At 62.7% G+C, this 12,484-nt stretch carries 13 protein-coding genes and 1 pseudogene; 12 read left to right on the top strand and 2 right to left on the bottom strand.

What is annotated here, in order from left to right:
• The first annotated feature begins 1 nt into the window (after position 1).
• Entirely contained in the window at positions 2 to 1,063 is a 1,062-nt protein-coding gene (locus tag AC5P8Z_RS13270) for an XdhC family protein (protein ID WP_495229246.1), read from the top strand.
• Positions 1,039 to 1,665, top strand: a complete 627-nt coding sequence (locus AC5P8Z_RS13265) for a nucleotidyltransferase family protein (protein WP_495229245.1) — start codon at positions 1,039 to 1,041, stop codon at positions 1,663 to 1,665. The genes AC5P8Z_RS13270 and AC5P8Z_RS13265 overlap by 25 nt, the downstream gene beginning before the upstream one ends.
• A 188-nt stretch (positions 1,666 to 1,853) precedes the next feature.
• On the opposite strand, the gene AC5P8Z_RS13260 is transcribed toward AC5P8Z_RS13265, so the two are convergent.
• Complete coding sequence (locus AC5P8Z_RS13260) at positions 1,854 to 2,210, bottom strand: hypothetical protein (RefSeq protein WP_495229244.1); 357 nt, start codon at positions 2,208 to 2,210, stop codon at positions 1,854 to 1,856.
• Positions 2,211 to 2,808: 598 nt separating this feature from the next.
• Between AC5P8Z_RS13260 and AC5P8Z_RS13255 the strand changes: the two are divergent.
• The 9 genes and pseudogenes from AC5P8Z_RS13255 to AC5P8Z_RS13215 all read left to right on the top strand — a co-directional run.
• Positions 2,809 to 3,012, top strand: a pseudogene (locus AC5P8Z_RS13255) (IS3 family transposase); the annotation flags it as partial.
• Between the two features lie 577 nt (positions 3,013 to 3,589).
• A complete protein-coding gene (locus AC5P8Z_RS13250; protein ID WP_495229243.1) occupies positions 3,590 to 4,759 on the top strand; it encodes an efflux RND transporter periplasmic adaptor subunit in 1,170 nt (389 codons plus the stop codon).
• Positions 4,756 to 5,451 carry an ABC transporter ATP-binding protein gene (locus AC5P8Z_RS13245; RefSeq protein WP_495229242.1) on the top strand — a complete coding sequence of 232 codons (696 nt, stop codon included), beginning with the start codon at positions 4,756 to 4,758 and terminating at the stop codon, positions 5,449 to 5,451. The genes AC5P8Z_RS13250 and AC5P8Z_RS13245 overlap by 4 nt, the downstream gene beginning before the upstream one ends.
• Complete coding sequence (locus AC5P8Z_RS13240; RefSeq protein ID WP_495229241.1) at positions 5,448 to 6,665, top strand: ABC transporter permease; 1,218 nt, start codon at positions 5,448 to 5,450, stop codon at positions 6,663 to 6,665. Before AC5P8Z_RS13245 ends, AC5P8Z_RS13240 begins: the two co-directional genes overlap by 4 nt.
• Positions 6,666 to 6,752: 87 nt before the next feature.
• Positions 6,753 to 6,893 (top strand): hypothetical protein, encoded by a 141-nt coding sequence (locus tag AC5P8Z_RS13235; protein WP_295569046.1) that lies wholly within the window; start codon positions 6,753 to 6,755, stop codon positions 6,891 to 6,893.
• 212 nt (positions 6,894 to 7,105) lie between these two features.
• Complete coding sequence (locus AC5P8Z_RS13230) at positions 7,106 to 7,834, top strand: hypothetical protein (protein WP_495229240.1); 729 nt, start codon at positions 7,106 to 7,108, stop codon at positions 7,832 to 7,834.
• Positions 7,835 to 7,895: 61 nt separating this feature from the next.
• On the top strand, positions 7,896 to 8,642 hold the full coding sequence (locus AC5P8Z_RS13225; RefSeq protein ID WP_495229239.1) for a hypothetical protein: 747 nt from the start codon (positions 7,896 to 7,898) through the stop codon (positions 8,640 to 8,642).
• A complete protein-coding gene (locus AC5P8Z_RS13220; protein ID WP_495229238.1) occupies positions 8,642 to 9,484 on the top strand; it encodes an ATP-binding cassette domain-containing protein in 843 nt (280 codons plus the stop codon). Before AC5P8Z_RS13225 ends, AC5P8Z_RS13220 begins: the two co-directional genes overlap by 1 nt.
• A gap of 26 nt (positions 9,485 to 9,510) precedes the next feature.
• Complete coding sequence (locus AC5P8Z_RS13215) at positions 9,511 to 10,248, top strand: hypothetical protein (protein WP_495229237.1); 738 nt, start codon at positions 9,511 to 9,513, stop codon at positions 10,246 to 10,248.
• A 129-nt stretch (positions 10,249 to 10,377) separates the two neighbouring features.
• On the opposite strand, the gene AC5P8Z_RS13210 is transcribed toward AC5P8Z_RS13215, so the two are convergent.
• On the bottom strand, positions 10,378 to 10,617 hold the full coding sequence (locus AC5P8Z_RS13210; protein WP_495229236.1) for a DUF6988 family protein: 240 nt from the start codon (positions 10,615 to 10,617) through the stop codon (positions 10,378 to 10,380).
• A gap of 1,121 nt (positions 10,618 to 11,738) precedes the next feature.
• Here AC5P8Z_RS13210 and AC5P8Z_RS13205 point away from each other — a divergent pair.
• On the top strand, positions 11,739 to 12,407 hold the full coding sequence (locus AC5P8Z_RS13205) for a hypothetical protein (protein WP_049455260.1): 669 nt from the start codon (positions 11,739 to 11,741) through the stop codon (positions 12,405 to 12,407).
• Positions 12,408 to 12,484 lie beyond the last annotated feature (77 nt).

The raw sequence follows: 12,484 nt of genomic DNA, 5'->3' as shown, positions 1-12,484 counted from the left end.
CATGGACCGACCCGCAGCCTCGACCACTCTGGCGGCCTCCGCCGCAGGCGGAGGGGAGCCCGGCGATCTTGCCGAGGACCTGTCCGCAGCGCCGGGCTTCCTCGCCGAAGGCAGCCCGCGCGGCGTACTCGAGGCGGCGGTGACGCACCTGCGCGCGGGGGAGGACGCCGTGCTCGCGCTGGTGCTGGAAACCGATGGCTCCACCTACGCCGGTGCCGGCGACATGGTGCTGTTCTGCAACGGCGGCCAGGTCGGCTGGCTGAGCGGCGGATGCCTGGAGCCCGAGCTCTCGCGACGCGCGGAGCAGGTGAGCGCTGCAGGGCGGGTCGACTGGATCGAGATCGACACCCGCAGTGACGACGACCTGTTGAGTGGGTCCGCGCTCGGCTGCCGCGGCCGGCTGCGGATTGCGCTCCTGCCATTGCGTGCCATGGCCGGCATCGACGTCGTCATCGAGGCATGGCTGCGCGAGGGCCTGCCACTACAGCGCGAGCTGCGCGCATCGGGGCAGATCGTTTTCCGCGCGGGCTGTCGCGAGCGGACGTGGCAGCTGCACCCGATGGACGGTACGCAGTCCTTTGGCGAGGGCGCATGGCATTTGCCGTTGCCCCGGCTTCCGCGGGCCCTGGTGTTGGGGGGCGGTCCCGAAACGCCCTCCCTGGTTCCGTTGCTGCGGGGCTTGGGGTGGCGGGTCAGCGTGGCCGAACGGCGAGCGCGCTGGGCCTCAGCCGGGCAGTGCGCAGATGCGCATCTTCAGACCAACCCGGCCGAGGCCCTTCATGGCGACCCGTGCGACGCGGTACTGGTGATGCATCACGATTTCGAACTGGACCGGGAGGCGCTGGTGGCCCTGGCTGATACCAAAGTTATGTTCATTGGACTGCTGGGTCCGCGGCGAAGGCGCGAGGACCTGTTCAAGCTGCTGACACCGGAACAGCGCCACCACCTTTCCCCGAGACTTCGATCACCTGTCGGCCTGGACATCGGCGGCCGAGGGCCAGAGGCGATTTCGCTCAGCATCGCCGCGCAGCTGCAGCAATGGCGAAGCACGCACGGCAGGTGACTGGCGCGCATGCGGTCGTCGTGCTGGCTGCCGGCGGGAGCACCCGACTTGGCCAGCCCAAGCAGCTTCTGACCCGGCAGGGCGAGACCCTGGTACATCGCGTAGTGCGGTTGGCGCGCGAGCTCGCGCCAGCGCAGGTGCTGTTCGTGGTGGGCGCTAACGCACAGGCCGTGACATCCAGCATTGCCGGGCTGGACGCCACTCCGGTAACCAACCACCACTGGGAACGCGGCCTGGCGAGCAGCCTGCAGGTTGCCAGCGCACACCTACTGCCCACGGTGACTGCGGTGATGGTCGTGGCATGCGACCAGCCCGCAATCGAGCGCTCCCATCTGCAGGCGCTGCTTTCGGGTGCCCGCGCTTCGGCGTCTGGGTGCGCTGGCACCCGTCACGCAAACGTCCTTGGCGTTCCTGCAGTGGTGCCGCGCGCATGGTTCAACTCTGCGGGTGCAACCGGTGACCGCGGCTTTGGAGCGCGCCTGCGGCAACTTCCCGTCGATACGGTGCATGTCCTACAGGCACCGGAACTGGGCCTGGATGTCGATACGCCAGAAGATCTTGCGCGTGCGCGCGATGCGGGCTGGATCGATGCCGGGAGGTGACCCGCATGATCACTGGGCCAATGCCTGTCGCGCAGGTGAGGAGCGGCAGGGCTGGAGCCCGAACCTTCGCTGCCGGTGATGCTGTGGAACGCGAGCTGATCGAGTACAGGCCGCACCGACCACCAAAGTTGTGAGGCGACCACTGCCGTGAGGAGCAGCGCTGTGGCCGCACAGCGCCACCAAGCCACTCAACCCTCCGGGCGCACTCGATCGATGGCGTGCGCCGTGAGTCCCAGTCCGGCCATGATCAGCGCCTCCATCACGCGCGGGCCGACGTATTGCTCCAGCTCGCCGTTCTCGCGGGCACGCTGTGCGGCCAGCAGAATCTCCAGCACCACGCGAAAGTCGGCCAACGAGCAATCGGTGTCTGCCAGTACGATGCGCCGGCCCGGCATCTGGTGGCGTTCCGGCAAGGGCTGACCATCGGAAGCGGCACCGGCGCCGATGCTGTGCAGCAGGGCGATGAGGGTGTTCGGGTCCAACGCGGGGCCGTTGGCGGGCACGTCGTGGATCGGGTGCGGGGCAGGGGAGTGGTGCTTGGTCATGGCGGGGCTCCTTGCGCGCATGCATAAGCCGGCACCGATAAAGGTCGCGGACGATGCGTGGCTCGAAATCCGGTGCGCGACTTGGCCCGGTGGGCACAAGGCCCCCGCACCGCGCGCCATAGCCGGCCGACGGATTGCCTGCCCACACCGCGCAGAGTGATGCCGGCTGGCAAGCGCCTTTCACAATTGCACAACCGAGGATTTCGAGGCCCCGACCAAACGTTCTTGGTGGCGTCACTAGGATCACGCCCGGCTGTGCGCAATGCCAAGGCATTAGGGGCGATGCCGTCAGCGTTGTCGACATTCTCAGAATCGTTGCATACGACGTGAAGGCGATGAAGTGTCGCAGCACCCAGGTCCGAGCGGCGTTACCGATCCTGCGAGAGATTCAACAGAGCTCAAGCCACCACGCCCGCGTGCGAGGCAAATGCGATAGCTATCCCGTACACGATTCCAGCACGCCGAGCTATGCCGGCATCAGGACCGGCTCGATTCACTCACTCTTCCGCGACCCGCTCATGGCTGGCTGTGGTCTGAGTCCACGGTCTACTTTTGCTGACCCCGCTCTCTTATGCTGACGCGAATCGCCACGATTGCGCCGAGCGACTCAGCCGAGATCTGCCGACTCAAGACCGGGCTGCGGTGGATGACCGAGGAGCGCGACATCTAAAAGCAAAGCCGCCGCGCACTTTGCCAAGGGCTAAGGGCGATGTGCGCGTTCATGCGCGCGCACGCCCGGGCGTTGCGCTTGGTGGCGTTGTGCCGGGTGCTTGGCGTGCAGCGCAGCGGCTACTACGCCTGGTTTCGCCATGGCGCCAGCGCCTTCCTGCGGATCCGGACTGAAGCAACATCCGTGTGTAATGAGCCTCCGCCTCCTGCTCAGTTCATGCAACCTCAGCGCCTTAGGTGTGTGCTGTCGGTTGAACGGTTCGCGCAGAAGGCGTTCAGCACGCGGGGTACGGTGGTAGCACTCACGCAGCATCCGACCGCATCGGCCGCATGCGTGCAGCTGCAGCAGATGTTGCAGCGTGCTTCGCAACGTTGGTAGCGACATGTCGCAAACAGCGTGCCGCACAGTCACCCTCATGCTTACGCCAATACACCAGCGTGAAGCAGAAACATTGTCCAAACATTGCGTAGCACAGCTACGGAATGCAGTATCAGATACACACGCAAGCAAGTGGAAATGCGACGTGATGCGGCAGGTAGAAACATGCTGTTGACCGGCCTCACAACATCACCTATACGTTTCGTGCACGCACTGATCTTCCGGATGGAATCACTGCGATGCGCTTCGACTCGGCGTTGGATGTGCAGGCGCTGGTGAACTGCCACGGTGAGGACAACGCGTCCGAGCCACGCACCATGGATGGAGATTGATGCGAAGGTCTTCTCTGCTGAAGTGGTCCTCAGCACTTTCAATCACAGGCATTGTCGGCACAGCGTTGCTGGTGTCCACTACTGAAAGCGCGCAGGTCCAAGTTGAGCCCGTGGCCTACGACGTCGTAGCGTCCAGCATTGTTGCCAATGGAACGTTCGTTTTTTCCAGCGAGACGAAACTCTCGCCCGAAATTCTTGGTGTCGTGCGTGAAGTGCTGGTTTCCGAAGGCCAGAAGGTCCAGCGGGGCGATGTCGTGCTGCGCCTGGACAGGCGCTCGCTGGAAGCGGAAGTTGCAGCGCAGACCGCCGCGGTTGCTCAAGCGCGCCTGGCGATCCGGGAACAGGAACAGCACATCGAGCTTCTGCAGCGCCGCAACCGCAGAAGCGCCGAACTCGTTGCGCTGCAACTGGTCGGTCAGGAGTCGCATGAGCAGGTCACGCACGAACTTGCGCTCGCTCGCCTGAGCCTTGAACAGGCGCGCCAGCAACGGCAGCGGTCACTCGCACTGCTTGATCAGTCTGAGGATCGTCTGGCGAAGACCGAAATCCGCGCTCCTATTTCAGGAACGGTCGTCGCCGTTGATATCAAAGTCGGAGAAACCGCGGTGCCCAGCACTGCAGGAATCCGGGGGTCTGAACTGGTCACCATTGCAGACATGGATGGCCTGTATGCCGAGCTGACGGTGGATGAGGCCGACATCGCCAGCGTCGCAACCGGTGACGCCGTTGAACTGATGCCGAGCGCGCTGCGCTCGCAGCCCATTGCCGGGCAGGTCATGCGCATCGCCGAAGTACCTGCAGCTGCCGCGCCGGGCGCGGAGGCTACAGAGCGAAGGAAATACCGCGTCGAAGTTTCGTTGGGTAGCGACGCGTCATCCGCCAGGCCGGGCATGACCTGCCGCGCGGAGATCCGCCCGGCCAGCAAGGCGCAGATGTTGGTGATTCCGCTGGCGGCGGTGGTCGACTCGGACGATGCGGCGCGCGGTCCGTATGTCATCGTCGTCAACACCAAAAACATCGCGACGCATCGTCCGGTGGCAGTGAGCACTTCCAACGAGACGCTGGCGGGAATCGCCAAAGGCATCTCGCTCGGCGAGCGGGTGGCGCTCGCGCCACTGGACGTTCTGCTGTCCATCGGTGATGGAGACGCGGTAAGGATTCTGCCGTGAGTACTTCGTCAGCAACCTGCGCGCTGCGTCTGCAGGGCATCAGCAAAGTCTACGATGTTGAAGACGTTGCCGTGCGAGCGTTGGATCATGTCGATCTGGATGTCCCGCGCAATGATTATGTGTCGATCATGGGCGCCTCGGGTTCGGGAAAATCCACCCTGCTGAACATCCTCGGCCTGCTCGATACACCAACAGCGGGGCGCTACGAGCTTGGCGGAATCGATGTATCGGCGCTGACGGAGCCTGAAGCGGCGAGGATACGCGGTGCGCAGATCGGCTTCATCTTCCAGAGCTTCAATCTGCTGCCGCGCATGGACGTGGTCCGCAATGTGATGCTGCCGCTGACGCTTGCTGGCATGCACACCGCGGAAGCACGCGAGCACGCGCTCCATGCGCTGGATGATGTCGGCCTTTCCGGACGGATCACGCATCTGCCTACACAGCTTTCCGGTGGACAGAAACAGCGTGTAGCCATTGCCCGTGCCCTGTGCACCCAGCCCACGCTACTGCTTGCCGACGAGCCTACGGGCGCGTTGGACAGCCGTACCGCACTGGAGATCCTGGCGCTGTTCGAGAAGCTCCACGATGAGGGTCAGACCATCGTGCTGGTCACCCACGATTCCAATGTGGCTGCGCGATGCCGTCGCTCGCTGACGATGTCAGATGGCCGAATCATGGCGGGCCACGCATGATGCTGGCAAGGACATTGGGCTCGGCGCTGGGCAGCCTGAGAGATCATCCACTCCGCAGCTTTCTTACCGCGCTTGGCATCGTGGTCGGCGTTGCTTCGGTGGTCGCGGTGATCGGCCTGTTCGCCGGGCTGGATCGCATGGTGGGCGATCAGTTCGCCGGCATGGGCGGCAATGTGCTTCAGGTGCGGGCAGATACCTCCATTGAAGAGGAAATGCGCGGCGAGCGGAACATCATCACCTATGATGATTATCAGCGTCTCTCTGCACGACTGACCGGGGCAAATGCGATCTCGCCGGTTTTCGAACTGACCGACGGCCGGCAGAGCGTGCGTCACGGGCGCTCCGAACTGCCGACACGCGTCATCGCAGCGACCCGGCGTTACCAGGGGTCCGGTTCGATCACCCTGGCGTCTGGCCGATTCCTCAGTGATGAAGACAGCCACGCGCGCCGCCGTGTCGTCGTACTCGGCGATGGGGTGGTAAAACGGCTCAACCTGTCACATGACGCTGCGGGCGATTTCATCCAGATCAACAACCAATGGATGAAAGTCATCGGCATTGCCGCCCCGAAGGGACGGATTCTAGGCTTCAGCCAGGATGACTTCGTCCTCATCCCATTTGAAACCGGCGTCAGCCTGCTTGCCGCATCGGCCAGACCGAACCTGACCATCAGCTTGACGCCACGCGTAGGCGTGGAGAACGCAACGCTGGTCCGCCAGGTCAAAGCGCTGCTTGCACGTGACAGCAATGGACGGCCACGTGACTACATCAAGGTCGAAACCTCCAGTGAACTGGCAGGTACCTTCACCAATATCACCCGCATAGGTGGCCTGGTTGCCGGCTGCATCGTGGCGGTTTCGCTGCTGGTTGGCGGCATCGGGGTGATGAACATCATGCTGGTGTCGGTTACCGAGCGGACCCGCGAAATCGGCATTTACAAGGCGCTGGGTGCTACACGGAAGCAGATCCGCCTGCAGTTTCTTGCGGAGTCCATGGTCGTGGCCAGCAGCGGAGGTCTGCTGGGCGTGCTGATGGGATGCCTGCTTTGTCTGGCCGTGTCAGCGCTGGTTCCCGGGCTGCCACTGACCCTTCCGCCGTGGTGGTCATGGCTTCTGGCTTTTCTATTTTCTGCTGCCGTGGGTGTGTTCGCCGGCTATCTGCCTGCGATGCGTGCGGCATCTGTCGACGCAGTCATATCGCTACGTCGCGAGTGAGAATTCGCGCTCCATGGAGGGAGCGCTTGTAGACCAGGCAAGGTCGATCCGAGAAGTACATTTCCAAAACACGAGGAGGTTGTAACTATGAACACCAATCAGAATGCCCCCAAGCTCGTCGGCCTGGAAGAGTCGGTTGGCCTGTGTGTCAACGGTGGCAACATCGGTGGCGTTCCGTGTGCCGCGATCCGTGCCGGCGCGAAGATCATCACTGAACTGCTGAAGTAAGGCGGCGTCCCCCCGCGGCTTCGCTGCGGGGGGCAACTTACCAAGAGGGTGAGTCATGACCAAGGATCCAGCAACGTTTCATGTAAACAGCCGTGCGCTGCCGCGCCAGGAAGGGCTCAAGCATCTGCTTGCTGCCGTAGACCTGGCCGGGGGGGGCGCTGGATGCGTACATCGCGCACATCGAGCAGGCCTGCGCGGCTGATGAGTTCAAAGTGCTTGCCGCGTCGCTGCTGCAGGCAGAGATCGAGCTGGCCAGCAGCGAGGGGTGCGTCAAGCTGCAGCCCAACGAATCCATCACCCTGTGCCGTGATCGTTCCAAAACAATTTTCCTGACCCAGCTTCGTGGTGGCGTGCAAGGCGACACCATGACACAGATGGGCATCACCGTTGATCGCCGCATCGACATTCTTGCCAATGATGTCGCCATCTTCATGCTGGGCAGCGGTCATATCGACTTCCAGCGTTACGAGCTGGTGGCCGACGCCAGCGGCCGACCCGCGCTGGCAGTAGGCGAAACGAGCCGTCTCACCCATGGCCGCCATCTGCGTGTCGAGCGCGGCAGGCATGGGTTCGAAGCGAAAGAAGCCAGTGGCGACGTCTGGCTGCTGCAAGTGGTGCTGGGTCAATACGAGCACCTCATCCGCCATTTTGACCGGCGCACACTGGAGTCGCGCGGTGTCTCTTCGGCCAGCTTTCATGCAACCCGCGTCGAGTTTCTGCTGGATGTACTGTCACGCTGTGCAACGCATCGCGGCGTGACTGCCATCGCAGGCATCTGTCGCGAAAGCGATTTCCACTTCGTCAGGTGGAAGGCGATGCAGACTCTGATCGATATCGATCTCAGCCGCGGGCTGCAGGAGCTGGACCACGCACAGTCCAATGATCCGCACCCGCATGTCCGCGACGCGGCGCGGCGTTCTCTTGACGCATTGTCCGCTTGATTCAGGAGTCCTGTCTGTTATGGCTATCATATGGGATCTCGACGACGAGACTATGGGAACGATGGACGAACTCGTAGCTCATCTCGATGCGCTGGGCGAACGGGTGCTGCAGGATGACCTGGACGGGTCGGCGCGCATGCTGCGGCGTCTGTACAACAATCGGTCGTTTCTCGGCGACCTGTTACTGCAGCAGTTTGCCGACCAGGCCACCTTCGAGGCACTCAATCCCTACACGCCGCAGGTCTTCATGCTGCATCGGGGCGAACATTACTTCCTGCGCGCAGCCGTATGGGCGCCGCCGGAAGGCCGGCTCGGCGAGGAAATCTTCTTCTACGAAGACGCGCACGACCACAACTTCTCGCTCCTGACGCTGGGCTACCTGGGCAGTGGCTACCGCACGGTGCTGTTCGAGTACGAGCATGATCGGGTTCAGGGGCAGGTGGGCGAAAAGGTTCCCGTCACCTTCCTTGACGATACCCGCCTGTCCGCTGGGCGCGTGCTGTTCTACCGGCCGAGCCGCGACATCCACGTGCAGTACCCTTCGGAGGATCTTTCGATTTCCTTCAATATCGTCGTCCCGGATTCGATGAAGCGGCAGTTCTCATTCGATCTGGATGTGAATGCTGGTTCGCAGGAGGCCAAGATCAAGGAGAACCTGGTGTTCGTTCCCGCGGTCGGCGCCGCGCGCGCGGCAGCCAGCTTCGGTGTCGCCGATGCCGCGCAGAAGCTGAAGTCGCTGGTGGAGATAACGGAGTGTCCACACGTGCGGCGGATCGTTGAGCAGGCCGCGACGGAGCTGGAGGCCTGATGAGCGCACGCGGCTCCGGTGACGCATGGGCGGGCTTGTCACTTTCCGGGGTGTGCAAGTCTTATCCGGGCCGTGGCGTAGTGCTGGATCACCTCATGCTGGAGGTGGAGCGAGGCGAGTGCGTTGCGTTGTTGGGGGTGAACGGTTCCGGCAAGTCCACCCTGCTCAGGATCATTCTCGGTCTCGTGGCGGCGGATTCGGGTGTGGTCGGCTTTCGTGATGCGGCGTGGGGCTTCGTAGCGACGGAGACTGTTCGCCGCGGCGCTCTGCTCGAGGGTCGCACCAGCCTTTATGAGCGACTTACCCTGCGTGAGAACTGCGCATATTTCTCGTCCGCGCGTGGCAGCCGCCTCGACGAAGTGTACTTCCGCAGTCTGTGCGATCTGCTGCGAGTTGAAGACGTGAACCGACCCATCCGCAAGCTCTCCACCGGCAACAAGCAGCGCTGTTCGATCATCGCAAGCCTCTGTCACCGTCCACAGCTGCTGATTCTCGATGAGCCGACACTCGGGCTGGATGCGGAGGGTACCGAGCGCCTGGGCGACACGCTTCGTGCGCTGGCCGAGCAGCAGGGCACTACCATCGTGGTTGCTTCGCACGACCCCGTCTTCATGCGTTCCGTAGCGCAGCGTGCGCTGCGGCTGGCGGACGGCCAGCTCGAACCCCAACAGGCATGGCCAGACAAGCAGGGCCGCTGGTCGGTGGAGATGTTTACCCATGTGTCGGCCACACCGGTCTGCACGGAGCGTAGTGCGGAAGAGGTCGCGTTCCTGTTCTCCCAACCCGGGGCGGCGCTGGCCGATGCGGAGAAGGTAGTGCTGACGCGGCAGGTCTGCGCATGAGAGCAGCGGGGCTCCTGTTTGAATCCATGCTCGGCGAAGCCCGTTTGTCGCTGCACAAGATGCGTCGCAGGGCATTGGAATCCATCCTCGCCTCTGGCCTGCTCATCGGCGTATTCCTGATGATGCTGTTCGGTGCAGGACTGGGCTCCCATCTGCCGGGAGTGCCCGGCGCGGAGCAGCTTGCCATTGGCTTTGTCACGTGGAGATTCGCCACCGCAGCATACGGCAGCATCGCGGTGGAAGTTGCTGATGACATCCATGCGCGCTGCCTGGAGCAGCTCGCCATTGGCGGCGGGCTGCTGCGCATTTACCTGCTGCGGGCGGCCGTCCATCTCATCGCTGGATCGTTGGGCACACTGTTCATGCTGCTGTTGGTCGCCGGTGTGGTCGATGCTTCGCTGCTCACCCACGCGGGCGCTTTGCTGGTGCTGCTATGGATCGGCGCACCCGCACTGATGGGGCTCGGCCTGGTGGTCGGCGCGGTCAACGTTGCGTTCAAGCAGGCCGACACGCTGAATGCCCTCATGCTGATGAGCGTGATTGCGCTGGTCGCGCTGCCGGGCCATCCGTTCGGACTCTGGAGCGCGCTGCCGTTCGTGTACCCGGCGTCGCTGGCACGCGCGCTCATCGAGGTCGGTCCGCCAGGCGTATCGGCCCTTATCGTGGCGACCGCCCTGTCCCTGGCCTGGTTCGCGGGGGGCTGCTGCGTGTTCCGCGCAGCGGCAACAACCGCCCGGCGCCGAGGCACGCTGTCGCATCACTGACGGCTTAACTGCCGGGGCCCGCCGGCAACAGCCAGACTAATCTTTAGCCCCGGGATGCAACGGCATGGAGATAGAAGTTCAAGCCGACAACAGGCCTTGTCTAGCTCTGCCCAACAACTGTGATGCTCCTCAGGGCCCAGAGGACACAAGCTTTGCGAGCATGTCCTGAACGCCATGGAGCCTCTTTGCCGCTTGCTGACTCTCCAGAGTCAGGGGCGCCAGAAGCTTCTCTATGTCGAAGGCGGCAGCTGCATGACATGCCCAGATTGCACGCGCGAGGGCCTCATGCTGGGTCCGAACCAACGAGATTGCTGACTGGGCTAGGGTAGCGAGCAAGGACTGTACTGCCACGGCGTGATCAAGGGACATCTGGCAAAGTGCCGCCACCGCCACCGCCACCGCCACCGCCGTCGATCTTCGGTCGCGTCCATGCTCTAGCCTCGATTTTCACCCAAGAGCTCCAAGGGTCCCTCCAGCAAAGAAGCCAGATCTTGGTCAGCCGATTGAGTCACAGGTCATCCTGGAATCGTGATCTTCAGGCAAGAGAAACGGCTAAGGAAGATGCCTCGCTCACATTATATTTCGCAATCTTGGTACTTGTTTGTACTGTTGCGCCCCGGAAATGGCTGTTTCAGCGAGCAAAATGCAAGAATCCAGAGCATTCAAGTGTTTCGCAGACGTCGAGGGCCAAGTGTTGCGGCTGATGCTTGAGCAAGGCGCAACGGAACTTCATGATCGCGCAACGGGCAGGCACCTGCCGTTGCGCGACCCCGGGGGCACGTGATGGCCCTCCAGGCTGTGGCGCAGTCAGGAGTATGCGCCTTCTTCAGCTGGCGAGATTCAAGCGGCTGTGCTCGAGAAGCACGCAGGACGTACGGTTGCCGGCGTCCGACTTCCGGCGGCTCTTCGGCGCGGGTACCAAGAGGTGAACCCGGACCTAAATCAGATCCAGATCGTCTGGCGTCAGCCCTGCCAGCGCCAGCACCCTGTCTTGCCTCATCTGTTCCCCCCAGAGACTCCATGTCCGGTCAGTGGACAAGAACCCTGTCACCCTGCAGGCTGGGCAAGTCAGTTCGACGCCACCATCTACATCGACAAGTCCGCATCCCCGGAACATGCGTGACTCGTCCCCACATGCGCCGCACTTGGCCTGAAGCGTCTCGACGCGCTCGATCGTTCCGTTGACGCGCAGCAAAGGACGGATCCTCAGGATCCGAAAAGCAACTGGAGAGGTCATGTGTCGTGCCGGTCAGGGGCTAGACACGGAGGCGAAGGATTCGCGCCCAAGAGGAGCCAAGTCGAGCCAGCGTACAGCATAAATTGTTAAGAGTCCTCAAATTCACTTCACCCGTTGGTGCCTGTGCGAATGTCCTGGCGGGGACTCGACTCAACAAGGCTTAACGCAATGGTTTGGCCGACAGCCGAACTCCATTCGGCCCCGGGCGGCAGGGAGAGTAAGCTCACCTTCAACCATTTGACCCGGGGCTCTTGTGGATCTCATCAGACTGCTGCGATCGCTTGAGGAGTTCCTCTATGAACTCGTAGGGTGGCTGGTGTTCTACCCGCGGACCCTGTGGAGGGTGCTGGTGCAGCCGGGCGAGGTTGCGCACTACACGCGCCGAGAGTTCTCCAAAGATCCGGAACAACGATTCGCCGATGCCATCAGCCCTGTGCTGATGCTGATTCTGTCAGTAGTCCTGGCGCACGCATTGGAAATGTCTACGCGCACCGCCCCCCTCGCGGTATCAGGACCCGTAGGCAAGCTGCTGTTTGGGAGTGAGCAGGGGCTGCTGCTCACCCGTTCAGCTGCCTTCTGCATCTTCGCCCTGGGGGCGGCGCTAAGCACGCTGTGGCGACAGCGCCTGCCCATCAACCGCGACACGCTGCGGGAGCCTTTTTCGATACAGGCGTTCATTGCGTGCCCATTTGTGATTCTGCTTGCAGTTTCGCAGGCAGCTGGCTCTGCAGGTGGAGAGATTGCGCATCGCTGGGGTGTGGGGATCGGAGCACTGGCAGTTGCATGGTATTTGTGGGCGCGCACGCGCACCTTCGTAGCACTGAACGGCACCGGGCCACTCCAAGCATTTGGCTTCGTACTCGGCTCGTTTCTGCTGACGCTGGCACTGGTCGTCGCACTGACGCTCGCCTTGGTTCTCTAGTCCAAGAGACCTGTATTGAAACCGAGCTTGGGAACGAAATCCGATCAAATGCCTAACGATCGGCTAACAATGGCCTA

This window comes from Stenotrophomonas sp. YJH_SMC_17 (genome assembly GCF_059371655.1).
The sequence above is the reverse complement of the archived record's forward strand: the minus strand, read 5'-3'. Positions and strand labels throughout refer to the sequence as shown.

Excerpts from the sequence above, each read along its gene's own strand:
- AC5P8Z_RS13210 (WP_495229236.1), bottom strand. The coding sequence starts at position 10,617 with ATGTCCCTTGATCACGCCGTGGCAGTACAGTCCTTGCTCGCTACCCTA.
- AC5P8Z_RS13235 (WP_295569046.1), top strand. The coding sequence starts at position 6,753 with ATGAACACCAATCAGAATGCCCCCAAGCTCGTCGGCCTGGAAGAGTCG.
- AC5P8Z_RS13240 (WP_495229241.1), top strand. The coding sequence starts at position 5,448 with ATGATGCTGGCAAGGACATTGGGCTCGGCGCTGGGCAGCCTGAGAGAT.
- AC5P8Z_RS13220 (WP_495229238.1), top strand. The coding sequence starts at position 8,642 with ATGAGCGCACGCGGCTCCGGTGACGCATGGGCGGGCTTGTCACTTTCC.
- AC5P8Z_RS13265 (WP_495229245.1), top strand. The coding sequence starts at position 1,039 with ATGGCGAAGCACGCACGGCAGGTGACTGGCGCGCATGCGGTCGTCGTG.
- AC5P8Z_RS13215 (WP_495229237.1), top strand. The coding sequence starts at position 9,511 with ATGCTCGGCGAAGCCCGTTTGTCGCTGCACAAGATGCGTCGCAGGGCA.
- AC5P8Z_RS13225 (WP_495229239.1), top strand. The coding sequence starts at position 7,896 with ATGGACGAACTCGTAGCTCATCTCGATGCGCTGGGCGAACGGGTGCTG.
- AC5P8Z_RS13250 (WP_495229243.1), top strand. The coding sequence starts at position 3,590 with ATGCGAAGGTCTTCTCTGCTGAAGTGGTCCTCAGCACTTTCAATCACA.
- AC5P8Z_RS13260 (WP_495229244.1), bottom strand. The coding sequence starts at position 2,210 with ATGACCAAGCACCACTCCCCTGCCCCGCACCCGATCCACGACGTGCCC.
- AC5P8Z_RS13270 (WP_495229246.1), top strand. The coding sequence starts at position 2 with ATGGACCGACCCGCAGCCTCGACCACTCTGGCGGCCTCCGCCGCAGGC.